General features: G+C 58.8%; 17 protein-coding genes and 1 CRISPR repeat array. Of the genes, 8 read left to right on the forward strand and 9 right to left on the reverse strand.

Going from position 1 to position 23,452, the window contains the following annotated elements; genetic code table 11:
- The first annotated feature begins 65 nt into the window (after positions 1-65).
- A CRISPR array of direct repeats spans positions 66-1,146; the repeat unit is 35 nt; unit sequence CCCGCAGACCCTCTGGCCGTTCAGGCCGTTACGAC.
- 265 nt (positions 1,147-1,411) lie between these two features.
- Genes fecE through WH50_RS11875 form a run of 4 tightly spaced genes read right to left on the reverse strand, consistent with a single transcriptional unit; the run spans position 1,412 to position 5,246 of the window.
- Positions 1,412-2,221, reverse strand: coding sequence for a Fe(3+) dicitrate ABC transporter ATP-binding protein FecE (gene fecE, locus WH50_RS11860; RefSeq protein ID WP_110187496.1), 810 nt, complete (start codon positions 2,219-2,221; stop codon positions 1,412-1,414).
- Positions 2,222-2,224: 3 nt separating this feature from the next.
- The gene (gene fecD / locus WH50_RS11865; RefSeq protein WP_207780275.1) at positions 2,225-3,229 is read right to left on the reverse strand and encodes a Fe(3+) dicitrate ABC transporter permease subunit FecD; all 1,005 of its coding nucleotides are present in this window, start codon (positions 3,227-3,229) and stop codon (positions 2,225-2,227) included.
- Complete coding sequence (locus WH50_RS11870; RefSeq protein ID WP_207780276.1) at positions 3,226-4,260, reverse strand: iron chelate uptake ABC transporter family permease subunit; 1,035 nt, start codon at positions 4,258-4,260, stop codon at positions 3,226-3,228. Before WH50_RS11870 ends, fecD begins: the two co-directional genes overlap by 4 nt.
- A 14-nt stretch (positions 4,261-4,274) precedes the next feature.
- The gene (locus WH50_RS11875) at positions 4,275-5,246 is read right to left on the reverse strand and encodes a Fe(3+) dicitrate ABC transporter substrate-binding protein (RefSeq protein WP_279305926.1); all 972 of its coding nucleotides are present in this window, start codon (positions 5,244-5,246) and stop codon (positions 4,275-4,277) included.
- A 304-nt stretch (positions 5,247-5,550) separates the two neighbouring features.
- Between WH50_RS11875 and WH50_RS11880 the strand changes: the two genes are divergently transcribed.
- The 3 genes from WH50_RS11880 to WH50_RS27150 all read left to right on the forward strand — a co-directional run bounded on the left by WH50_RS11880 (position 5,551) and on the right by WH50_RS27150 (position 10,770).
- Positions 5,551-6,993 (forward strand): DUF2868 domain-containing protein, encoded by a 1,443-nt coding sequence (locus WH50_RS11880; RefSeq protein ID WP_110187497.1) that lies wholly within the window; start codon positions 5,551-5,553, stop codon positions 6,991-6,993.
- Positions 6,994-7,019: 26 nt separating this feature from the next.
- Positions 7,020-8,411 (forward strand): GTPase/DUF3482 domain-containing protein, encoded by a 1,392-nt coding sequence (locus WH50_RS11885; RefSeq protein ID WP_110187498.1) that lies wholly within the window; start codon positions 7,020-7,022, stop codon positions 8,409-8,411.
- 337 nt (positions 8,412-8,748) lie between these two features.
- Positions 8,749-10,770, forward strand: coding sequence for a methyl-accepting chemotaxis protein (locus tag WH50_RS27150; RefSeq protein ID WP_110187499.1), 2,022 nt, complete (start codon positions 8,749-8,751; stop codon positions 10,768-10,770).
- Positions 10,771-10,987: 217 nt separating this feature from the next.
- On the opposite strand, the gene WH50_RS11895 is transcribed toward WH50_RS27150, so the two are convergent.
- From WH50_RS11895 to WH50_RS11905, 3 genes are all read right to left on the reverse strand, one after another.
- On the reverse strand, positions 10,988-11,737 hold the full coding sequence (locus WH50_RS11895) for a TrmH family RNA methyltransferase (protein ID WP_110187500.1): 750 nt from the start codon (positions 11,735-11,737) through the stop codon (positions 10,988-10,990).
- A 137-nt stretch (positions 11,738-11,874) separates the two neighbouring features.
- On the reverse strand, positions 11,875-13,095 hold the full coding sequence (locus WH50_RS26625; RefSeq protein ID WP_207780277.1) for a DUF6447 family protein: 1,221 nt from the start codon (positions 13,093-13,095) through the stop codon (positions 11,875-11,877).
- 93 nt (positions 13,096-13,188) lie between these two features.
- The gene (locus WH50_RS11905) at positions 13,189-13,503 is read right to left on the reverse strand and encodes a DUF6482 family protein (RefSeq protein WP_104154617.1); all 315 of its coding nucleotides are present in this window, start codon (positions 13,501-13,503) and stop codon (positions 13,189-13,191) included.
- A gap of 193 nt (positions 13,504-13,696) precedes the next feature.
- Here WH50_RS11905 and WH50_RS11910 point away from each other — a divergent pair, with 193 nt between their 5' ends.
- Entirely contained in the window at positions 13,697-15,286 is a 1,590-nt protein-coding gene (locus WH50_RS11910) for a methyl-accepting chemotaxis protein (protein ID WP_133251312.1), read from the forward strand.
- 110 nt (positions 15,287-15,396) lie between these two features.
- Here WH50_RS11910 and WH50_RS11915 read toward each other — a convergent pair whose 3' ends face one another.
- Both WH50_RS11915 and clpB read right to left on the reverse strand, forming a co-directional pair.
- Entirely contained in the window at positions 15,397-15,678 is a 282-nt protein-coding gene (locus WH50_RS11915; RefSeq protein WP_110187502.1) for a VF530 family protein, read from the reverse strand.
- A 191-nt stretch (positions 15,679-15,869) separates the two neighbouring features.
- Positions 15,870-18,446, reverse strand: coding sequence for an ATP-dependent chaperone ClpB (gene clpB / locus WH50_RS11920; RefSeq protein ID WP_110187503.1), 2,577 nt, complete (start codon positions 18,444-18,446; stop codon positions 15,870-15,872).
- 66 nt (positions 18,447-18,512) lie between these two features.
- On the opposite strand from clpB, the gene WH50_RS11925 reads away from it, so the two are divergent.
- The 4 genes from WH50_RS11925 to WH50_RS11940 are packed head-to-tail and all read left to right on the forward strand — an operon-like array spanning position 18,513 to position 23,179.
- Positions 18,513-18,854: a hypothetical protein gene (locus WH50_RS11925; protein WP_133251313.1), complete on the forward strand. Its 342-nt coding sequence runs from the start codon at positions 18,513-18,515 to the stop codon at positions 18,852-18,854.
- Entirely contained in the window at positions 18,826-19,755 is a 930-nt protein-coding gene (locus WH50_RS11930) for an efflux RND transporter periplasmic adaptor subunit (RefSeq protein ID WP_279305927.1), read from the forward strand. The genes WH50_RS11925 and WH50_RS11930 overlap by 29 nt, the downstream gene beginning before the upstream one ends.
- Positions 19,752-21,071, forward strand: coding sequence for an efflux RND transporter periplasmic adaptor subunit (locus tag WH50_RS11935; protein WP_110187506.1), 1,320 nt, complete (start codon positions 19,752-19,754; stop codon positions 21,069-21,071). The genes WH50_RS11930 and WH50_RS11935 overlap by 4 nt, the downstream gene beginning before the upstream one ends.
- Entirely contained in the window at positions 21,068-23,179 is a 2,112-nt protein-coding gene (locus tag WH50_RS11940) for a site-2 protease family protein (protein WP_110187507.1), read from the forward strand. Before WH50_RS11935 ends, WH50_RS11940 begins: the two co-directional genes overlap by 4 nt.
- Positions 23,180-23,452 lie beyond the last annotated feature (273 nt).

Genomic DNA, 23,452 nt, shown 5'->3' on the forward strand with positions numbered 1-23,452 from the left:
GTTCAGGCCGTTCAGGCCGTTACGACATCATGTTTTACGTCCCCATGACAGTAATGCTGAGAAGACCCGCAGACCCTCTGGCCGTTCTGGCCGTTCTGGCCGTTCTGGCCGTTCAGGCCGTTACGACATCTAACCTTAGCCTTTTGATATAGTCGGCAGAATCCCGCAGACCCTCTGGCCGTTCAGGCCGTTACGACTTGTAGATTTTCAGGAATGGATCAGCACAAAGGTATTCTAACCCGCAGACCCTCTGGCCATTCAGGCCGTTACGACTTATATCAGCCTCATGAAGTTTCCGTTTCCGAAGTTCTCCCGCAGACCCTCTGGCCGTTCAGGCCGTTACGACAAACCGCCTTGTTCAGCAGACTGCGTACTTCCTGCTGCCCGCAGACCCTCTGGCCGTTCAGGCCGTTACGACTTGTTATCAGCATCGCCGGAATTCAGGATGTAACGCCCGCAGACCCTCTGGCCGCTCAGGCCGTTACGACAAGCTGAAGGAGAAGGATGGTCGGGGATCGCGGCTAAACCCGCAGACCCTCTGGCCGCTCAGGCCGTTACGACCTTTCTTTATAGGACGATCACCGGTTGCTGCGGCCATATCCCGCAGACCCTCTGGCCGCTCAGGCCGTTACGACAGATCAACGCTGTCTCATAGTCGATAGCGTCCTTCGGTCCCGCAGACCCTCTGGCCGTTCAGGCCGTTACGACATGAAGCTGGGGGCAATTGCCATGGCGTAGTGAGAAAAAGCCCGCAGACCCTCTGGCCGTTCAGGCCGTTACGACTGAAAGGCTATCCCGGCCGCCCATGAGTTGTTGCATATCCCGCAGACCCTCTGGCCATTCAGGCCGTTACGACTCCAAACCACTCTTGAAGCGGAGCCCATACGGAACCCCGCAGACCCTTTGGCCGTTCAGGCCGTTACGACGTTATCCACCGTATGCGCCGCTTAGGCTCAACCAGCTTGCCCGCAGACCCTCTGGCCGTTCAGGCCGTTACGACCCTTTCACACCTCCGCCTGACTCGAACTGCCAAAACCCGCAGACCCTCTGGCCGTTCAGGCCGTTGCGACTTGTTCACGTGGTTTTCAATTCCAGCCATGGAACGGAAAGGCCCGCAGACCCTCTGGCCGTTCAGGCCGTCTTTCCCCTTCCAGACCACGGTAAACGGTGCGGTTCGTGCCTCACCGTCACCGCAGTGAACCTCACCATCTGCAATATCCAATTCGCTGGTTGGCGGTAGCTCCCCCTCTCCCCCAGCCCCTCTCCCGCAAGGGGCGAGGGGAGCCTGTATCGTGTTTTGCTCATGTTCTGGTGACTAGCAATGACTAGCAGCCGGAGCGGCGCTGTGCTCTAGCATGTCGCCCGCTTTGCCGAGTGATTCAGGAAGAAGAGGAAACAGATAGCGCCTGAACTACCGCACAACACACATCGGTGATCCGGCAATCGGGTCGCGGTGGATTTCAGCATCAAGATCAAACACATCGGCCAGCAGTTGACGGGTAAGAATCTGCTCTGGTGTGCCTTCGGCGACGACCAGCCCTTCTTTCATCACGATCAGATGGTCGCAGTAGCGCGCCGCCTGATTGATGTCGTGCAGCACAGTCACCACGGTTTTACCCTGTTGATTTAACCGTCGCAGCAGTTGCATCAGCTCGACCTGATGGCTGAGGTCCATATAGGTGGTGGGCTCGTCGAGCAGCAGGTAGTCGGTATCCTGCGCCAGCACCATGGCCAGCCATACCCGCTGACGCTGACCGCCCGACAGCTCACTGACCTTACGCTCGGCCAGTTCAGCCACGCCGGTCGCCGCCATGGCCGTGGCGATATGCTGCTGATCACTGCCGGATAGCCGCCCCCAGAAACCGCTATAGGGGCTGCGGCCATAGGCCACCAGCTCACGCACGGTGACGCCTTCGGGGATCGGTTGCGTCTGCGGTAGCAATGCCAGCTGCCGCGCCAGTTGCCGGGAAGCCATGCCATGTACTGACTGGCCCTGCCACAACACCTGCCCGGCCAGCGGCGGCAGAATACGGGCCAGACATTTGAGCAGGGTCGATTTGCCGCAGCCGTTGGGGCCGAGCAAGGCGGTCATGCAGCCATGGGGAATCTGTACATCAACACCTTTGACGATGGCGGCTGTGCCATAGCCCACCTGTAGCTGTCGCGTCAGCAGATGCGTGTCGGTGCTGGCAGGCGGTAATACAAAGGAAGGAAGTGCCATGGGTTATCTCAGTTTCAGCAGCAGCCAGAGGAAATAAGGCGCGCCGATCAGCGCCGTCATAATACCGGCCGGTAGTTCGATGGGCGGGTGGATGATGCGTGCCACCAGATCAGCGATCAGCAATAGCACTGCTCCGACCAGCATGGCCACCGGCAACAGCCGCTGATGGCGCCCCCCGACCAGTTGCCGCGCCAGATGCGGCGACACCAGACCGAGAAAGCTGATCGGCCCACAGAGAGATACTGCCGCCGAGGTCAGCCCTACCGCCAGCGCCAGCGCCAGCAAACGCACGCGCGGCGCCCGGACACCAAGGCAGGTGGCGCTGTCATCGCCCAGCCCCATCAGGTTCAGGCGATGGCTCAGCCACAGTGCCGCCGGTAGCAGTATCAGCCAGGGCAACAGGGTGTAGAGCTGCTGCCAGCCACGGCCCCACAGGCTGCCGGTCAGCCACAGCAGGGCGTTGTTGATGTCCAGTGGCCTTGTCAGTAGCAGAAAGTCGATGGTGCTGCTGTATAACGCCGCCAGCGCCACGCCGGTCAGTGCCATTCTGATTGGCGGCGCTTTACTGCCACACACCAGCCATAACAGCACAGCCGCCGAGAAACCGCCTGCCAGTGCCGCCCAGGGCAGCAGCTGAATGGACGCATGCGGCCACAGCGTCATCAGGCTGACGGCAGCCAGCCCGGCGCCCTGACTGACGCCGAGAATATCCGGGGAGGCCAGAGGATTGCGGATCACGCCCTGCACCAATACTCCCGCCGTGGCCAGCATGGCGCCCACGCCGATGGCCAGTGCAATACGTGGCAGGCGGTATTCATGCACGGTGAAATACTGTTCGCCCTCCGCCGACAGCCCTTGCCAGACTTGCGTAAGAGTCAGATCGACCGCCCCCAGACAGAGGTTGGCGATGATCGCTATCAGCAGCAGCCCAGCCAACAGCCAGACGCGCTGTTGCAGAGGTGACAATGTGAGCTGGCGGTGACGGGATGGGCATGTCAGATCACTCATGTGCGTGACCTCACCATATAGATAAACCAGGGTGCACCGATCAGCGCCAGCACCGCGCCAGCCGGGGTTTCGGACGGAAATGCCACGGCCCGGCCAAGAATATCGGCAGCCATCACCAGTGCCGCGCCCAGCAAACAGCAGGCAGGTAACAACTTGCGATGGTCAATGCCGAACAGTGCCCGTGCCATATGCGGCACCAGCAGACCGACAAAGGCGATAGAGCCTGCCGCCACTACGCTGGCACTGACCAGCACCAGCACCACAATGCCCACCGCCAGCCGGACCCAGCCCAGGCGCATACCGAGATTGCGCGCCTGTTCATCACCGACCGCGAGAATATTGAGGCTGGGCGCCAGCGCCAGTGCCGCCAGCAAACCCGCTGTGGCCACTGGCCAGAGGTTATACCAGACCGTCCAGCGGGCATTGGCGACACTACCGGCCAGCCAGGTCAGCACCCCGGCAGCCTGATCTTCCGCCAGAATGATGGAGGCTTTGGTCAGCGCGCCACACAAGGCGGCCACTGCCACCCCCGCCAGCACCAGCCGGCCTTTATCCGCACCGGGGCGCCACGCCGCACCGAGCAGCATCACCAGCGTCCAGGCGACGCCGCCACCGAGGATGGCCGCCGAAGACTGGCCCATCACGCCCATCCATCCGGCATAGGTCGACACCAGCGCCACGCCCAGTGCTGCGCCGGCATTCACACCAAACACCCCCGGTGAGGCCAGCGGATTGCGGGTCAGCCCCTGCATCAGCGCACCGGCGGTCGCCAGACAGGCGCCCACCAGCCCTGCCACCAGCACACGGGGCAGGCGCAACTGGCGCACAACCACGTCACTGACCTGCGCAGTGGGGTGGCTGAATAACGCCTGCATCGCCTGAGTGCCGCTGAGCGGAATGGCTGACCAGGCGAACAGCCCGACCCAGGCCAGTATCAGCAGTAGTGACAGCAAACCCAGCATGCGCCAGCCATAAGCATGCCCGGCAGCACGCCGAGGTGACGTGGCGGTGTCGATGGTAGTCAGTGACATGGCAATCGCAGCCCTTATGGCTGTGTGAAAATACGCACCAGATCGGCGCCCATATGTTCCGCCGCCAGAATGCCAAGGCTGCGCACCCAGGCATTACCGTCAACGGTATAGACATGGTTGTTCTGCACGGCAGTCAGCGCCTGCCACAGCGGTTCGGTTTGCCACTGCTGCACGATGCTGTTGCCCGCATAGGTGCCCACTACGAGATAGTCGGGGTTGATCGCCAGCATCTGCTCAAGGCTGATCTGGCGGGACTCCTGCTGGTCCGTGGCACTGACGCTCGGCACCTTCAGCCCCAGCGACTGAATCACGCCGCCCGCGTAGGAATCCGGGGTATGCAGGTAGAGGGTGTTCTCCCGTGCCACGGCAAACTGCACGACTTTGCCCTGAGGCAGCTGCCGGGCGTAAGACGCCATCAGTGCCTGATGATGCTGCAGCCGCGCCTGCATTTCCGCCTTTTTACCCACCACTTCACCGATGATGGCCGCTGACTTCAGATTGTCGGCATAGGTCTCACGGCGTGACTGCAACATCAGGGTGGGGGCAATTTTCCTGAGCTCGTTATACACCCCGGCATGGCGGCTGGTATCAGCAATAATCAGGTCAGGCTTGAGTGCGGCGATCATTTCCAGACTGGGCTGGGAGCGGGTGCCGACCGATTGCCACGGGCCGGTCGCTTCCCGTACTTCCGGCAGCAGGCGCTCAGGCTGGTTATCATCCGCTACGCCGACCGGTGAAACCCTGACCGCCGCCAGCGCATCAACGAAGGAGTTCTCCAGCGCCACCACGCGCTGGGGCACATGGTCGATAGTGAAGCTGCCCCGCGCGTCGGTCACTGTCAGTGCCTGCGCAGGCAAGCTGCCGAGCAGTGTCAGAGCCATCAACGCCAGCGCGGCTGCCAATCGCCGCTGCAGACCGGTGAAACAGGATGTATTCAGGGAAAGCGCTGTCGGGCGTGGAGAAGAAACAAACCGGGAGAAAATCATCCTGAACGGGCACCTGCGATAGGGAGTGAGTAAGTCGAGCCGGTCAACACCATCGTTTTCACGATCCAGAGGCGGATGACGATGACATCTGAGTACATGTCCGGAGCATCAGCGCAAGGCGGCCATTCTAACCCCGGCTGCGCCAATGCAACAGATTATGAGAATCGCTATTATTAGCAAAATTATCCTGACACCCAGCTGACACCCCGACCGTCTGCCCCTCAGCAGTTGCTGACATCGCTTCCCCTTCGCAGATGGATCAAGTACCTTAAGGCCGTGTTTTCAAAGGCCTGTAACCGGTTTCATGTCCTCATCACCTCACACCGACTCCTTCGCTCTGCTGGTGGATTTTGACTGGCAGAATCAGCGCGATCAGCAGCTCAACCCCGACCTGTTGCACCAGCGTGACCGCCGCATCGGCCTGTCGCTATCGGCGTCATTACCGCCTCGCGAGCAGGCCCGGGCCTGGCTGGCGCGGCTGCATCCCAACAGTCAGGAATTGCCCGGTCAGCAGATCACCCAGCGCTTTGGCTGGGTCACGGCCGCCATTGCCCTGCTGGGGGTGATGACCGGTATCAGCACCTTTGCCGGTCTGCTGGCCTATGACGGCAGCCAGCGCATCAACGTGCTGCTGATTCTGCTGCTGGTGCTGATGCAACTCGTATTTACCCTGCTGTCCTGCACGGTGGCTGCGCGCGGCGTGCCCAGCGCACCCTGGTTCAGCAGCGGCCGACTGGCGGGACTGCTCAGCCTGCTGTTGCCCGGCGACAAAAGCAGCCTGTCACTTTTCCATCATCAGCATGGTTTAAAACCGCTCTACCCCTGGCTGGTACTGCGTTTTTCCCAGTTTTTTGCCTGTGCCTTCAGTGCCAGCGCCCTGCTCTGCCTGCTGCTGAATGTCACCGTGCAGGATCTGGCCTTTGGCTGGAGCACCACCCTGCAGATCAGTGCCACCACTCTGCATGGGCTGGTCAGCACTCTGGCGCTGCCCTGGCAGGCGTTCTTCCCGTCCGCTGTACCGGATCTGGCGCTGATCGAGCAAAGCCGTTATTTCCGGCTGGCTGGCAGTGCGCAAAGCGGCCTCGATAACCCGGCGTTGCTGGGCCAGTGGTGGCCGTTTATTGCCATGTGCTGGCTGAGCTATGCCCTGCTGCCACGCATCGTTCTGGCCATCTGGATTGAGCGGCGCTGGCGCCGTCGGCTGGCCGGTCAGCTGGAGCAGCACCCGGGCTTCCAGCCACTGTTCCGCCGCCTGCATCGTGCCTGGGTCGGTACAGCATCCGAGCAGCAGGAAAGCGATACCGAAGCCGTTGCTGCCGTGTCCCACGCAGCCATCACCATGCCCAAACTGAAAGCGGCCAAGGTCGTGCACTGGGCCGATACCGCCTATGGCCACCCGGACCTGCGCCAGATTGTCCCGACGCTGGATGCCGACGACAGTTACTGTGCCGGGGGTGGCCACGGCCTTGATCAGGATGAAGCGGTGATCGAAGCCTTCAGCCATCTGCCGGATGATCTGCCGGTAGTGATACTGGTCAAGGCCTGGGAGCCACCGCTGGCAGAGCTGCAGGATTTCCTGCTTGATCTGCGTAACCTCAATCGCCACAACAGCTTCTATCTGCTGCCGATCAATCCGGGGCAAAAGCTGGAGCCAGCGGAAAGCAAATACCTGCCACAGTGGCAGCACTTCATCACCCGCATGGACGATGCTCACCTGCATCTGGTCAAAGCGGCGGATGCAGACTGAACTCAAAACCGGTTGGGGATGACTGAATGACACCTACCTTTGCCGTCGTCGGCCACCCCAACAAGGGCAAGTCCAGCATCGTTGCTACTCTGGCGCAAAACGACTCCATCCATATCGCCATGCAGCCGGGCACCACCCGCAACAGCCATCATTATCCGATGTCGGTCGATGGTCAGGTGCTCTACCATCTGGTCGACACGCCCGGCTTCCAGCGTGCCCGCAAAGCGCTGGCGTGGTTGCAGGCCCACAGCCGCTCTGCTGCGGATCGTCGCGATACGGTGCAGGGCTTCATCACCCAGCATCAGGGCCTCAGCCAGTTTCATGACGAGTGCGAGCTATTGCGCCCCATTCTGCAGGGCGCAGGCATCATCTATGTGGTGGATGGTTCGGTCCCTTACGGCCCGGAATACGAAGCGGAAATGGAAATCCTGCGCTGGACCGGTCAGCCCTCCATGGCGCTGATCAACCCGATTGCCAGCGATGCTCACGTGCAGGAATGGCAGACTGCGCTGGGTCAGTTCTTCCGCACCGTGCGCGTATTCAATGCCCGCACGGCAGAATTCGACAAGCATCTGAGCCTGCTACGCTGCTTTGGTCAGCTGGAAGAAAGCTGGGAAGCACCCCTCAATGAGGCGATTGACTACCTGCTGCAGCAACACAGGCAGCGGCGGGAAACGACCTGTCAGCAGATCAGCCGCATGCTGGCCGACATGCTCAGCCATCAGCAAAGTATCAAACTGCCCGACGGGGTCGATACCGAACCCATGAAAGCGTTGCTGGAACAGCAGTGGCAGGCCTTTCAGCGTCAGCGCGAGCAGGAATGCCGCACTCACATTGAGAAGCTCTATCAGCACCATCACCTGCAGCGCCATGAAAGCGGGCTGGAATGGCAGCAGGAAGACCTGTTCAACACCGACCAGTGGTATCTGTGGGGGCTGAGCAAAACGGAACTGCTGGCCATTGCTACCGGTGCCGGTGCTGCTACCGGGGCGCTGGCCGATCTCGGCGTCGGCGGCGCCTCCTTCATGCTGGGTGCACTGGGCGGCGGCGTCGTTGGTGGCGTCAGTGCCTGGCTGTTTTCCGCTGAGCTGGCGCGTTTCAAGATCAAAGGCAAGTTACCTCTGGGCGGTCAGCAACTGACCTACGGCCCCTCCAGCCACCGCAATTTTCCTTTTGTTATTCTGGGCCGGGCGCTCTATCACTGGCAGGCCCTGATTCGCCGCAATCATGCCTGGCGCGAGCCTCTCAGCCTCGACATTGCCCCCGGTGACTGGCACGAACAGCTGTCTACCAGCCAGAAGCTGGATCTGGAAAAGGCCTTCGGTTACTGCCGCAAGCAGAATATCGACAAGGCCATGCCGCTGCTGGAACAACACATCCTGCCGCTGCTGCAATCGCTGGACCTGCTGGAGCGCTAGCAGCGCCGCTCCCACCACATCCGCATCGGGACAGACACCCCGCCCTTCGCACAACCCCGCTCCAATAAAGCCAATCCGCGACAGGATGACGCCAGCTTGCTGAAAACTTGATAGTGATCGATGCAAGCGGCACCTGAATCCCTATGCTGAGACCTCAGTGGCTGACTTTGATCCCTTACCACCTTTTATCTCTGCCCACTCAGTCAGCGACTACACTTAGTGACATTATCAGGACGGCAATCTAACCGACCGCCTGCCTGTCAGCTGAAAAGACATACCAATAACGATAAGACTGTGCCGCCTCCGCCGGGCGGGACATGCCCCGAAGGAGCTTACCATGGGTATTTTCCAGCGATTCAACGGCACTGCCTCCACCTCCGTGGTTACGCTTCATGCGACCTCTCGCGATCTGAACGACAAGCTCAAAGGCCTGTCCGTCTCCCCTGCCCTGATCGTTGGTTTTGTTTCTCCCCATATCAGCCTCGATCAGGTCGCCACCAGCGTACGCAATCGTTTCCCCAATGTTCCCTTTACCCTGTGCACCACGGCAGGCGAGCTGTGCAACAGCAGCCAGGGCCTGTATTGCCAGGCCGGCAATCAGTGGGATGGCATTGTGCTGCAGTGCTTCCCGACATCCCTGATCAGCAAGGTGGAAATCGTCCGGGTGCCACTGGAATGTACCGACCTGCGCAAGGGGCGGGCCAGCCTGAACATGCAGCAGCGACTGGACAAGCTGATGGCGTCCATCAAGAACCTGCGGGTCGGCATGGAGATTGATTATCGCGACACCCTGGCCTTTGTACTGTTTGACGGTCTGTCGTCTTCGGAATCCTTCTTCATGGAAGCACTGTACGAGTCCGGCCGCTTCCCCTGCCTGTTCGTCGGCGGCTCCGCAGGTGGCAAGCTGGATTTCAAGCAGACACTGATTCATGACGGTCAGCAAAGCCTTGAAAACCATGCCGTCATTACCTTTATCAAGATGGCACCGGACATTCGTTTCGGCGTGTTCAAAAGCCAGAACTTCGAGCCAACCCATTTCAGTTTCAGCGTACTGACCGCCTCGCTGGAACAGCGCTTTATCAGTCAGGTTATCGACCGTCATGGCAATATCGCCTCGATGGTGGACACCCTGTGCCAGGAGTTCAAATGCGCGCCGGAGCAACTGGAGCAGCGGCTGGCCGATTATTCCTTCGCCATTCGTGTCGGTAATGAGCTGTTTGTCCGCTCCATCGCTCGCATCGACCTGCCGCGGAAACAGGTCCATCTGTTCTGCGACGTGGCGCCCGGTGAAGAGCTGGTGATGGTCAAGCGGACCAATATCATTCAGGCCACGCAGAAAGACTTTGCCGAATTCATGCGCAACAAGCCCGGCCAGCCGGTAGGCGGTCTGCTTAACGACTGTATCCTGCGCCGTCTCTATAACGACAAGGATCTGTCGGGCATGGGCAAAGTCTTTGGTGATATTCCCCTGATCGGCTTTTCCACCTTCGGTGAAATCCTTGGGCTGAACCTCAACCAGACCCTCACCGCGATTTTCTGGTTCCGTGAAAGCAAAGGCGACAAGACGTTTCAGGATGACTACGTCAACAACTTCGTCTCCAAATACGGCGAGTTCAAAGCCTTTTTCCTGCGCCGCCAGATCAAGAAGCTGAGTGGCCTGAGCCATGTGGTGGTGAAGCAGATTGAGCAGTTCAAGCGCAATGACTTCGAGAGTTTTATCGATGCCAAAGGGCTGGATGAGCATATTCGCCCGGTGTTCAAGGGCTTGTCGGATTTGGGCGGGGTACTGAGTGAAGCACGGCGGATGGAGGCCGAGATTGCCACGCAGCTGGAAGACTGCGCCACCGATCTGACCAACTCGGTCAACGAGCTGACCGAGCACGTTCACACTCAGGCCGCCGCGGTGGATGAAGCCGGTACGACCATCAGCCACATGACACAGCAGGCTGAAGAAGTCGCCAACAGTGCCCGCACGCTGGCATTGTCCAGCGACCGCATTCAGAGCGTGGTGCAGGTGATCCAGCAGATTGCCGATCAGACCAACCTGCTGGCGCTGAATGCTGCCATTGAAGCGGCCCGCGCCGGTGAAATGGGCCGGGGCTTTGCCGTCGTAGCCGACGAGGTACGCGGGCTGGCAGAAAAATCACGGCAAAGTGCCGGTGAAATCGGCGCTGACATCGACAAGCTGGCCAACGAGATACGCCGTGTGGCGCAGGATATTGAAGGACAATCAGGAGCAGTGGGCGAGCTGTCGTCCATGCTGTCGTCACTGGAACACACCAGCTCGCTGACGGCAGATAACGCATCACGCACCAAAGGAGTGGCCAACACCCTGCTGGCCCTGACCAAACGGCACTGATGCCGTGTGGTTGTTCAATAGCAGATGACTGAAAACCATAACGCCGCCGTACCTGACCGGGACAGCGGCGTTATAAGAGGACGTTCACGATCTCGCGAGCCAGACGAAAAGCACTGAAGATGCGGCAGCGACTGGCGATCAGCAAGCAGCTGGCTGTAAATGGGCATTCCGAAGATCGTTCTGCTGCGTGTGATCTGTACACCACAGCATCCGGGGTTTAGCCGCGTAAATGGTAAAGCAGGATACCCGCGGCAATAGCAACGTTCAGTGATTCACTCTGACCATAGAGGGGAATAAACAGATTGCTCTGGGTCTGATCCAGCAACGCATCACTAACGCCGCTGCCTTCGTTCCCCATGATCAGGGCAAAACCGGGCTGAGCCTGTATCTGCTGGAAAGGCACGGCCTTGCGCAACGCTGACCCAAACACTGGCACACCACGCCGCGCCAGTGCGGCCATGGCCTCTGGCAATGGCTGATGCCACAACGGCAGGTGGAAATGACTGCCCTGTGCTGAACGCAGCACCTTGGGGTTATAAGGATCGACACAGCCCTCACCGAGAATGACGCCATCCAGACCGGCGGCATCCGCCGTGCGAATCATGGTGCCCAGATTACCGGGATCCTGCACCGCATCCAGTAGCAGGAAACGCTGACCTGACGCCAGTACGGTCGCCTCTTCCTGCATCTTGCAGATGGCCGCAACACCCTGCGGCGTTTCCGTATCGGCAATGGCCTTCATTACTTCGGGGCTGATTTGTGTCAGCGCCACACCGGCGCTACCGGCAGGCACCGGCTGGCCTTCCACCAGCAGTAACTCTTCCACGCGTCCGGCCTGTTTCAGTGCTTCTTCCACCAGATGATGACCTTCCACCAGAAACTGCCCGCTTTGCTGGCGGTACTTGCGAGTCTGGAGTTTTTTCCAGGCTTTGACCTGGGGATTCTGGGTGGAGGTAATCTGGCGCACGCGAGTCTCTTTTGATCAGACGGTAATACGGAGGGTGAAAATAAAAAGAGCCGTTAATGATAGGCGATCCGCCCAGCAGAAACGACTCTTACGTGCTGACGTATCAGCTACGAGACCGCTCAGAGCATGAGCTGTGCTCAGGAGGCCAGACTGGCGCTGTCTGGCAGCAACCCTTTCAGTGCATTTACATAAGCATTGCGGGCAGTCTGCAGGGCAGCGGCCTTGGCCTGCAGGCGGGCCAGTTCCTGATCGACAAACTGAATGCTGGCGATCTGCGCCTTGGCTTCTTCGGACAGTGTATCGAGATCGTATTCTTTGTTATCGATATTGATGCTAGGCATAACGTTCCTTGAATCCTGTACAAAGGTTGGCAGCGGCACCACCGCTGTTGAAGGTGAAGCTTCCGCAGTGTTATCGAATCCATCGGGATTGGCAATGCGCAGATAGCCAAGTCGTTGATTAATATCCAGCAAGTTTCGGATTTTGCTGTCGGTTTCCGCCACCACCAGCGGGACTCGCTGGCGTTCACGCTGGCAATGGAGAAGCGCTTGCTGGCGCCCCTGCTGCGGATCGCTGGCCAGCGTGTAACCACTGCCCAGCAAAGTGACAGCAGCGCGCTGGAACAGGGGCAGCGGCAATGCCAGTTGCTGCAGTATCTGTTCACTTAACCGGAAACCACTGGCTTCGGTCAGCGCCAGCATGTAACGGGTCGGCTCACGCAGCACCAGTCGCCCGTCCACGGTGAGATGCAGCAGCGGGAAAAAAGGTGCCAGCTCCGGCAGCAGGTGATTGGCGAACACCCGGTCTTTCCAGTAGCGCCCGGCAATCAGGATAAAGTGCTGGTAGTTCTCGATAGGGCGAAAGTTGGCCTGATAGAACGGCAGGATTTCTACCTTGGGCTTGGTCGGAACAACGGTGTCATTGGCCACATCGATGTAGAGGCTGCCGACCTGAAAGGCATTCTGGAAGTATTCGCGGCGCAAATCCCCCCATACCTGCCGGATCATCCCTCCTGCCTGCAGGAATGACCGCATCGCCTGCCAGCCTGCGTTGACCTGCCCGGACGGTGCCCCGGCACCCAGGCGGGCAAGGCGCTGCTGCATCAGCTGGGAGATTTCCAGGCACTGGCCCAGAGGGTAGGTTTTGCCCAGTTTGGTTGGCTGTCTGGGCTGCTGCTCGGCATCGACCTCCGCCCGCAATGACAGCAGCCACTGCTCAACCTCATTCAGGTAAGGCAGCAGATACTGCTCCGTCAGGGCATGCTGGACGTGGTAGTCCGGCACTCGCGGTTCATTGGGCAGCAGGTGCTGCAGAGGAGGATGAACAGAAGGCGGCCAGGGCGACAGGCTGTCGGGCACGGTTGCTTCCTTAGTGCTGGCAGTAGGAGCACCAGCATATAAGCCATTGCAGGTCGTGGCTACGCCCAACCTTCCCTGCAATGGCATGACCCCTCAGTGATCGTGATCGGGGTCAGCGATGGGCACCATCAGCTCGTTATCCAGGTCACCACCGGGCTGACCGATCATCTCGTCATAGGCGCTCTGATGACAGAGATAAGCACGGGAAATCCCCATACCCCGGAAAGGCTTTTTGGCATCGATCTGGCTGCGAAAACGCAGGCACTGGTTTTGTTCATCGCGCACGCTGCGCCATTCATCCCCTACCTGCACTTCCACCAGATACAGGCTGTTTTCCAGAGAAAGCAGGCGCAGTGCCTGCGGGCTGGGGGTCAAGTGGCGAATCTGGTTGAGAGTAACACCTTGCATGTTCTGACTCCTCTGCTGGTCGCATCACGCGGGGTTATACGCAACTCCAGCGTCAGTGGATGACTCTATCGAGCCATTCACCCTGTTCTCCCCTCCGAAACTGGAAAGATTGCCCCGCATACACCACATTTAAGGTCAAACTCCGCAAACAAAAAGAACAACAACCTGGCAGGTTGTGCTGGAGATTCCCACCATGACTATCCGCACCAAGGTATATGCCGGCATCATCACCCTGATGCTGGTCATTCTGCTCAATGCCGCCGCTGGCCTCTTCGCTATCCGCCAGCTGTCCTCTGCCCTTGAATACATTACCGGCCCGGCCTGGGCGACGGCGGATGGCGCCATGGAAGGCACGATCGGCATTCAGGCAGAAATCATCCTGCTCAAGGATTTTGCTGCGGGCGAGATCGACCTGAACAAAGCTCACAGCAAGCTTGAAGAGGCCGGCCAGTTCACCGCCCAGGCATTGACCCGCATGAAGGAGGCGGCGCTGATCAGCCCGGCGCAGATTTCGCAGCTCGATCAGCATCTGCAGCAGTTTGCCAGGGCCAAAGAGCAGTTGCTGAGCAGCACACCGGATAACCGGACGCAGGCGGCCAGTGCACTCAGTGCTCAGGTGGAAACCATGCTGGACTTTATCGACAAGCTGGAGGCCGATGCAGACAGCAAGGTGGAGGCCACGGCGGGCGATCTGGATGTGGTCATCGGCAGCCTTAAATCCACAGCGGTCGTCACTCTTGTCATCGCTCTGGTGTTAGCCATGGTGATTCTGCTGCTGGCACGCCGCTACGTGATTCAGCCAATACGCCGCCTCACTCAGCTGCTCGCGGAGCTGTGCCGTGGTGACGGCAACCTGCGTACCCGGCTACAGATCAACAGCAAGGACGAGATGGGTGAGCTGGCCGGGTACTTCAATCAGTTTCTCGACGTGATTCACAATCTGGTGCGGCAGGTGACTCACACTATCGACCACACCACCTCCCTGATGCAGCACATCGGTAGCAGCCTGCAGCAGATTGATGAAGGCGCTACCCGGCAATGCCGGGAGACAGAGCAGATCGTCACGGCAGTCAATCAGATGACATCCACACTGGGGGAGGTGGCGCACTTTGCCGCCGATACGGAAAGCAGCTCCACCACCGCACAAAGTCAGTCGCGCAGTGGTCAGAACGATCTGCAGGGCACCATGGACTCGCTGCATGAGGTGGTGTCGGAAATGGAAAAAGCCTCTACCGTCATTGCCCATCTGGAATCAGACGGACAGAACATTGGCTCGGTGCTGGAGGTGATTCGCAGTATTGCCGAACAGACCAATCTGCTGGCACTCAATGCCGCCATTGAAGCAGCACGGGCAGGAGAAACCGGGCGGGGCTTCGCGGTAGTAGCCGATGAAGTGCGCAATCTGGCTAACCGCACCCATCAATCGACACTGGAAATCCAGACGGTGGTAGAACGTATCCAGCGCGGCTCCAGCGACGCCGCCAACGTGATGCGCACCTCGCAGCGGCTGGCCGATTCGGTAGCGGAACAGGCCGCCAACAGTATTCAGGTGTTCGGCCAGATCAGTGACACCATTGATCAGCTCAACGGCCTGAACCGGCATATCTCGTCTGCTACAGGAGAGCAGCGACGGGTATCGGAAGAGGTCAATGCGCGCATCGCGTCAGTGGCCAGCAGTGCCAATGACAATGCGTCGTTGACCCGAGCCGCGGTCACCACCAAGGATCAGCTGCTGCACGATATCTATCAGCTACAGACACTGACCAGCCGCTTTGGCATCTGAGCTGGTTCGTGATCAGGCTCCGCAGGCTGGGGAGCGGATCAGGGGAGGAGGTCAATCAGTAAGAGGCTGAGCGTGCAGCCTCTTACTGTCAGCCGTTCATTTCCAACCTTTCATTTCCAACCTTTCATTTCCAGATAGAGCGCTTCGACCTTGGCGCGAGCCCAGGGCGTCTTACGCAGGAAACGCAGGCTGGATTTGACACTGGGCTCGTTGCGGAAGCAGCGGATGTCCACCCGCTCTGCCATTTCATCCCAGCCTTTCTGCTCCACCAGTTCATTGAGGATCATTTCCAGCGTCACCCCATGCATGGGGTTGTTGGCCTGACCTGCAGTCTTGGCGCTCTCTGCTTCGGCAGAACGTGACTCGGTGGGAGTGTGGTTATCAGTTGTCATAGTGGTACTCAAAAGACGCTGCTCAGGGCACACCCAGCAGGGCTTTCCTTAACAGGCTGTTAAAGAGATTGCAGCGCGCTGGAATAGAAAAGGACGCTATTGTAACCCTGCTCCCGCCATGCGTCAGCCCGCTGCGCCAGCAGAAACAACAACGCCCGCACAAGGCGGGCGTTGCAGATAACACCTGACGCTTACTGACCAAACACCAGCTGACCGTCGGCCAGACTGACCTTGATGGTGCTTCCCGGTGCAAAGTGACCGGAAAGAATCTCGTTGGCCAGCGGGTTTTCCAGATGACGCTGGATGGAGCGCTTGAGCGGGCGAGCACCGTAAACCGGATCGAAGCCCACCGCCACCAGATGGTCCAGTGCCTCGGGGGTAATCTCCAGCTGCAGGTCACGCTCTTGCAGACGCTGCCCCAGACGACCGATCTGAATGTCGGCAATGCCACGTACCTGGCTCTGGCCAAGACTGTGGAACACCACCACTTCGTCGATTCGGTTGACCAGCTCGGGGCGGAAGTGGGTCGCTACCACATCCATCACCTTGTCCTTCATTTCCTCATAGAGGGTGTCAGAGCTGGTGTACGCCTGAATGATGTCTGAGCCCAGGTTGGAGGTCATGACAATCACGGTATTGCGGAAGTCCACGGTGCGGCCCTGACCATCGGTCAGGCGACCATCTTCCAGCACCTGCAGCAGGATATTGAAGACATCCGGGTGCGCCTTCTCCACTTCATCCAGCAGCACAACAGAGTAGGGCTTACGCCGCACGGTTTCGGTCAGGTAACCGCCCTCTTCATAACCCACGTAACCGGGAGGAGCACCGATCAGACGCGCTACGGAGTGCTTCTCCATAAACTCGGACATATCGATCCGCACCATCGCCTCTTCGGTATCGAACAGGAAGCGTGCCAGCGCCTTACACAGTTCGGTCTTACCTACCCCGGTCGGGCCGAGGAACAGGAAGGAACCGTTGGGACGATTGGGGTCCGCCAGCCCGGCCCGAGAGCGACGCACCGCATTGGCAACCGCCACCACGGCCTCATCCTGCCCGATCACGCTTTCATGCAGCGCATCTTCCATCCGCAGCAGCTTTTCACGCTCGCCTTCGAGCATTTTCGAGATGGGAATGCCGGTCCACTTGGACACCACTTCAGCAACTTCCTCCTCCGACACACGGTTACGCAGCAACTGCATATCCATCATTTCTGCCTGAGAGGCCATATCCAGCTGCTTTTCCAGATCAGGAATCACGCCGTATTGCAGCTCAGACATGCGCGCCAGATTGCCGCTACGGCGCGCCTGTTCCATATCAACCCGCGCCTGCTCCAGCTGTTCTTTGATCTTCTGTGAGCCCTGCAGTGCAGCCTTTTCGGTTTTCCACACTTCTTCCAGATCCGCGTATTCGCGCTCCAGCTTGCCGATCACCTGCTCAAGGTCATCAAGGCGTGTCTTAGAGGCCTTGTCGGTCTCCTTCTTCAACGCCTCGCGTTCCATCTTCAGCTGAATCAGACGACGATCAAGACGATCCATCTCTTCTGGTTTGGAGTCCATCTCCATACGGATACGGCTACCGGCTTCGTCAATCAGGTCGATAGCCTTGTCCGGCAGCTGGCGGTCAGTGATATAGCGTTGCGACAGCTTGGCTGCTGCGATAATGGCCGAATCGGTGATATCGACACCGTGGTGCACTTCGTAGCGTTCTTTCAGGCCACGCAGAATAGCGATGGTGTCTTCAACGCTGGGCTCATCCACCAGTACTTTCTGGAAACGACGCTCCAGCGCCGCATCTTTCTCGATGTACTGACGGTATTCATCCAGTGTGGTCGCGCCTACACAGTGCAGCTCGCCGCGCGCCAGGGCAGGCTTGAGCATATTGCCCGCGTCCATGGCGCCTTCACCTTTACCAGCGCCGACCATGGTGTGCAGTTCATCGATAAAGAGAATGACCCGCCCTTCTTCCTTGGCCAACTCATTCAGCACGGCTTTCAGACGCTCCTCGAACTCACCACGGAACTTGGCACCGGCAATCAGGGCGCCCATATCCAGTGACAGCACCTGCTTGTCTTTCAGACCTTCCGGCACCTCGCCGTTGACGATACGCTGCGCCAGCCCTTCAACAATGGCGGTTTTACCCACACCGGGTTCACCGATCAGCACCGGGTTGTTCTTGGTACGGCGTTGCAACACCTGAATAGTACGGCGAATTTCATCGTCACGACCGATCACCGGGTCCAGCTTGCCTGCGACTGCACGCGCCGTCAGATCGATGGTGTATTTCTTCAGCGCATCACGCTTTTCTTCGGCATTGGGGTCGCTCACGTTTTCACCGCCACGCACTTTCTTGATCACCGCTTCCAGTTGTTCTTTCCTGATGCCCTGTGCGCGCAGCACATCCCCCAGCCCGGACTTGTCATCCATGGCGGCCAGCACGACCAGCTCGCTGGAAATATACTGATCGCCATTCTGCTGCGATGCCTTGTCGGCCAGATTGAGCAGGCGGGCAAAACGCTCCGACGGACGCACATCACCATCGTGCTGTTTCACCGTCGCCAGTTTGCCCAGTTCCTTGTCCAGCTCACGCCGCAGTTTGGCAACATCAAAGCCTGCCTGCGACAGAATGCTGCGGGTACTGCCACCCTGCTGTTCCAGCAGGCTGACGAATAAATGAAGGGGTTCAAGCTGGTTATGGTCACGGCCGACAGCCAGAGAAACGGCGTCGTTCAGTGCTTCCTGCAGCTTGGTAGTAAAACGGTCGATACGCATTGAGCTACCTCCAAAGTCATAAGCCCGGTAATAGAAACGGCGCTTGCACTGGATGGGATGCCAGTCGTGTCATGGCCGTTGTGTGTTTGGGCGATTGACTGTCAAAGTTGGGGCACGGCTGATGAATTCAAGACGACTAATGTCAGAAAACCCACATTGGCACTGGTGAAGTTGATGCGGATCAACAATTACCTGTGGGAGAGTGGATTCAACCAGTGCAGAGGGCTTGAAGTTGAGCGCATCTCCCCTCGTCCGGCAGATAAACTCTGCTACACTGCGCTACAACTGATTGCTGAATATGAGCCTGCATCGGCCATGCTTTCGGCAAGTTCAATCGCACTGCAGACCCGTGCTGCAGTCAGCATGAGGTCAAGACAGCGTGCTTTACCACCACTTTTTTCTGCGTAGATTGCCCTTTATTTCACCAGCCACATCATCTTTGGTAATAGCCACACTACTGGGCGCATTGACCGCTCCGCTTGCACAGGCTGACGACCCCTTACTGGCCCCCCTAGCCAGCTCAGCACCCACGACCGAACTCTCCTCAACCCAGCAGGCTCGTGGTGTGTTGCGTGCTATCGCTCAGGCCACCCTGTCCAGTGATCTGGCCGGGCGCATCATCGAATTACCCTTCCGTGAAGGACAGTCCTTCAAACAGGGCGACTTACTGGCACGCTTTGACTGCTCGGTCTATCAGGCTCAGTTGAATGCCTCTCAGGCCAGCGCTCGCGCCGCTCAGGCGGAACTTAACCAGAACCAGCAACTGGCCCAGATGAAATCAGTCGGCAAATACGCGGTGTCACTGTCGGCTGCCAAGCTTGCTCAGGCTCAGGCGGAGAGTCAGGTTTATCAGATACAGGTCAGCCGCTGCCGTCTGCTGGCTCCCTTTGATGGACAGATTGTCAGCCGCAAAGTGAATGCCTTCGAGAGCGTGACCCAGGGCACACCTATGATGGAGATAGTGGATAACCGCCATCTGGAGATTGATCTGCTGGTCCCCTCACGCTGGCTGACCAGAATCCACCCCGGCATGACGTTCACATTCACGCCTGATGAAACAGGTCAGCCATTGCAGGCCAGAGTGGCACGGCTCGGCGCCCGTATCGATGAAGGCAGTCAGACGCTAAGCCTGATCGGTACGATTGATAACAAGAGCAATACTGGTGATAACAAGAGCAATACTGGTGATAACAAGAGCAATACTGGTGATAACAAGAGCAATACTGGTGATAACAAGAGCAGTGCAGGCAAAGACAGCCACCTGATCGCTGGCATGAGTGGCACCGCGCAGTTTACGGAGGCCCAGTGAACGCTCCCGCCTCCTTTTCCGTCGAGCGGGTATTTGCCCGCTTCCTCGATATCGAACGCCAGATCCGTGCCGCAAAAAAAGTAGAAGAACTGGCCTATATTCTGGTCAATGACAGCCAGACCCTGTTTGGCTTTCGCCACGCCGCACTGGTTATTGATGGCAAGGTCCGCGCCATTACCGGCGTCACCCAGCCCTCCCCACAAGCCCCCTTCGTGGCCTTTATCGAACGCGCCTGTGACCAGTTGCTGCAACAGCAGAAGCTGGACCAGTGCGCCATCGTGGAAGCAGCCAGTCTGGATCAGCAGTGCCGTAATGACTGGCAGGCATTGTCTGCCCCCGAAGCCCTGTGGTCCCCCTTAAAGGATCGTCAGGGACGCACCTTTGGTGGCATCTGGTATGCCCGCGAGCGCCCCTGGCAGGATGCGGAAAAGGTGCTGGCGGACCAGCTGGCCAACGCCTACAGCCATGCCTGGCTGGCCCTGGAGCAGCGTCGCCCCTGGCGCCGCGGGGGAATTCGCTGGCCCGTAGTGATCACGGCCCTGGCCGTGCTGGCCTGCATGTTTATTCCGGTCAAACAATCCGTCCTGGCTCCGGCAGAAGTCGTGCCGCTGCAGGGACGCGTGGTTGCCGCGCCGCTGGATGGCGTCGTGCAGGAATTTGTGGTGCAGCCCAATCAGGCAGTGAATCAGGGTGATCTGCTGGTGCGCTTCGATGCCACTACCCTGCGTGCTCAGGCTGATGTGGCCGAGCGGGCGCTGGATGTCGCCGAGGCTGAATATCGTGCCAACGCACAGCGGGCCTTTCAGGATGCCGACTCCAAAGCCAAGCTGGATCTGCTGGCTGCACAGGTGGCACAGAAGCGCGCAGAGCGAGACTATGCCAGAGAGCTGCTGAGCCGTGCGGAAGTGCGCGCAGAGCGGGATGGTATAGCAGTATTTGCGGATGCTGAGCGCTGGACCGGCAAGCCCGTGCGCACTGGTGAACGTTTGCTGGAGCTGGCCGACCCGCACCAGGCTGAACTGAAAATCGAACTGGATGTCGGCGATGCCATCGGTTTTGCATCACAGGCACCGGTCACGCTGTTTCTCGACAGTGATCCCCTGACACCCCATCAGGCCATTCTGGAGCGTGCGGCCTACGAATCAGAGCAGACGCCATCCGGCAATCTGGCCTACCGGCTGGATGCACGTTTTACTGACGCACCGCCCCGTATAGGTCTGCGTGGCACGGCCAAGGTCTATGGTGAAAATGTGCCACTGGCGGTCTATCTGTTCCGCCGACCTCTGGCCGCCATCAGAAAGGCGATCGGGGTATGAATGCGGCTGCATTGCTTCCTGCCTTGCGTAATGACCTGCAGCTGTCGGAAGCCGCTGCAGGTCGCGACGGCGCACCGCAGTGGACACTGTCTGATCCGCTGACCGGCCGGTATTTCAAGCTCTCTCCCACTGCCATCCGGCTGCTTCGCCACTGGGCACTGCGTGACCCTAAACGAGTACTGGAAGCCGCCAATGCCGAGCCGGGCTTACCTGTGCTGGGCAAAGAGCTGGAACAGCTGCTGATGTTTCTGCGTGGCCATGATCTGATCGCTGCCAGCGACGCCGAGCAACGCAAAAGCTATGTCGGCAAGGCACGAGCCCGGCAAAACAGCCTGTGGAAATCCGTGCTGCACCAGTACCTGTTTTTCCGCATCCCGCTGTGGCGACCCGACCCCTTCCTCAACCGCAGCTGGCCCTGGCTGCAGCGCCATGGTCGCCTGCTGCTGGGGATAGGTTTACCACTGGTACTGATCATCGGTCTGTTTCTGGTCAGTCGTGACTGGGTACGCTATACCCACTCCTTTCCGCACCTGTTTACCCTGCCCGGTATGGCCACCTTCGGTATTGCGCTGGTGTTTGCCAAGTTTATCCATGAGATGGGCCATGCTTATCTGGCCAAGCGCGCCGGGTGCCGGGTGCAGAGCATCGGCGTGGCCTTTATTGTGCTGTTTCCGTTGTTCTATACCGACGTGACCGATGCCTGGAAGCTGAAGGATCATCGCCAGCGCATACTGATCGGTGCCGGCGGTATTCTGGCGGAATTAACGCTGGCCTGTATGGCCCTGCTAGCCTGGACACTGCTGCCTGAAGGCCCTGCCCGCACGGCAGCGTTCATGCTCTCCAGCGCCACCTGGATCACCACCGTCATCGTTAACCTCAACCCGCTGATGCGCTTTGACGGCTACTTTCTGCTGAGTGACTTCTGGCGGGTGGAAAACCTGCAGGAGCGCGCTTATGCGCTGTGCCGCTGGCGTCTGCGTGAATGGCTGTTCAGCTACGGCGCACCGGCACCAGAAACCTGGTCACCCGCCATGCAGCGTAAATTGCTGATCTGGGGCTATGCCTCCTGGCTGTGGCGCTTTTTCCTGTTCCTCGGTATCGCACTGGTGGTGTATCACCTCTTTATTAAAGTGATTGGTATTGTGCTGATGCTGGTGGAGATTCTCTGGTTTATTGGCTTACCGATTCTGAAAGAAATGAAAAACTGGTGGACCTTGCGTAAAGCCTCTCATCCTGCCGCGGTGCTGCGCTCCGGCCTGCTGCTGGCAGCACTGCTTGGCCTGTTGATCTATCCCTGGCATGGCAGTATCAGCATCCCGGCGGTACTGCAGGCAGAAAAAGTCAGCACCCTCTACGCCCCCATCGCCGCACAGGTGCAAACACTCAGGGTGGTGGATGGTCAGCAGGTTAAAACAGGTGAGGTACTGGCCGAGCTGACTTCTGCCGACCTCAACTACCGTATTGATATCGAGCGTCAGCGTATTGATGTGTTGCAACAGCAATTGCGCCGGGGTGCGGCCCGCCGGGAGACTGCCAGCGAGTCTCAGGTGCAGGAGCAACAACTGGCAGAATCACTGGCGCGCTATCGCGGTCTGGTTGCCCAGCGCGAGCAACTGCTGATCAGGGCGCCGCAGGATGGCCAGGTACGTGACATTGCCCGCGATATGACCGCAGGCCGCTGGGTGGCGGCAGATATGCCGCTACTGCGCGTCACCATGAAAGGGGCAGGCAAGATTCAGGGCTATCTGCCCGAAGACAGCCTGGGCCGTGCCTCACCGGGTATGCAGGGCCACTTTATTGCTGATGATCCTGCCTGGCCACGCCTGACCGTTACCCTGCAAACTCTGGCTCCCACCGGTTCGCCTTACCTGCAGCTGGAAGCTCTGGCATCAGACTATAAAGGCCCTATTGCCGTGCGCCATGATGACGAACGTAAGTTGCAGCCGGTACAGGCACAGTACAGCGTCAGTTTTTCGGTTAACGCAGATTCGGCGCTACCCGAACAACCGTTACGTGGTGAAGTGATTTTGCAGGGTGAAAAGGAATCCATTCTTGGTAGCGTGTGGCGCCGGGTAGCGGCACTGGGTATTCGCGAGAGTGGGTTTTGACGGGGTGATCTCGACTAAAGAATAAGAACCTCAGTATCTGACATCTACCTCGCGCAAACGGGTAGATGTCGAATTACAGTCAGTGCTTTTTTACGCTGAACAAACTTACTGATGCACTGCGCCTGGCTTTCGACAATTTCAATTCTTATAAAAGCCCCATAAAAACAATAAATTACACTTATCAGACGGCTCAGCTTTTACAGCAGCCAATTTCAATTGTTTTTTCCAAACCATTCGATTTCAAAACACTTCAGTCAACCACCACAGATAACG

Origin of the sequence: Pokkaliibacter plantistimulans, from assembly GCF_003194385.1 — a bacterium.
Taxonomy (GTDB): Bacteria; Pseudomonadota; Gammaproteobacteria; order Pseudomonadales; family Balneatricaceae; genus Pokkaliibacter; species Pokkaliibacter plantistimulans.

Excerpts from the sequence above, each read along its gene's own strand:
- WH50_RS11905 (WP_104154617.1), bottom strand. The coding sequence starts at position 13,503 with ATGCAAGGTGTTACTCTCAACCAGATTCGCCACTTGACCCCCAGCCCG.
- WH50_RS11940 (WP_110187507.1), top strand. The coding sequence starts at position 21,068 with ATGAATGCGGCTGCATTGCTTCCTGCCTTGCGTAATGACCTGCAGCTG.
- WH50_RS11870 (WP_207780276.1), bottom strand. The coding sequence starts at position 4,260 with ATGTCACTGACTACCATCGACACCGCCACGTCACCTCGGCGTGCTGCC.
- fecE (WP_110187496.1), bottom strand. The coding sequence starts at position 2,221 with ATGGCACTTCCTTCCTTTGTATTACCGCCTGCCAGCACCGACACGCAT.
- WH50_RS11915 (WP_110187502.1), bottom strand. The coding sequence starts at position 15,678 with ATGACAACTGATAACCACACTCCCACCGAGTCACGTTCTGCCGAAGCA.
- WH50_RS11875 (WP_279305926.1), bottom strand. The coding sequence starts at position 5,246 with ATGATTTTCTCCCGGTTTGTTTCTTCTCCACGCCCGACAGCGCTTTCC.
- WH50_RS11880 (WP_110187497.1), top strand. The coding sequence starts at position 5,551 with ATGTCCTCATCACCTCACACCGACTCCTTCGCTCTGCTGGTGGATTTT.
- fecD (WP_207780275.1), bottom strand. The coding sequence starts at position 3,229 with ATGAGTGATCTGACATGCCCATCCCGTCACCGCCAGCTCACATTGTCA.
- WH50_RS11885 (WP_110187498.1), top strand. The coding sequence starts at position 7,020 with ATGACACCTACCTTTGCCGTCGTCGGCCACCCCAACAAGGGCAAGTCC.
- clpB (WP_110187503.1), bottom strand. The coding sequence starts at position 18,446 with ATGCGTATCGACCGTTTTACTACCAAGCTGCAGGAAGCACTGAACGAC.
- WH50_RS27150 (WP_110187499.1), top strand. The coding sequence starts at position 8,749 with ATGGGTATTTTCCAGCGATTCAACGGCACTGCCTCCACCTCCGTGGTT.
- WH50_RS11910 (WP_133251312.1), top strand. The coding sequence starts at position 13,697 with ATGACTATCCGCACCAAGGTATATGCCGGCATCATCACCCTGATGCTG.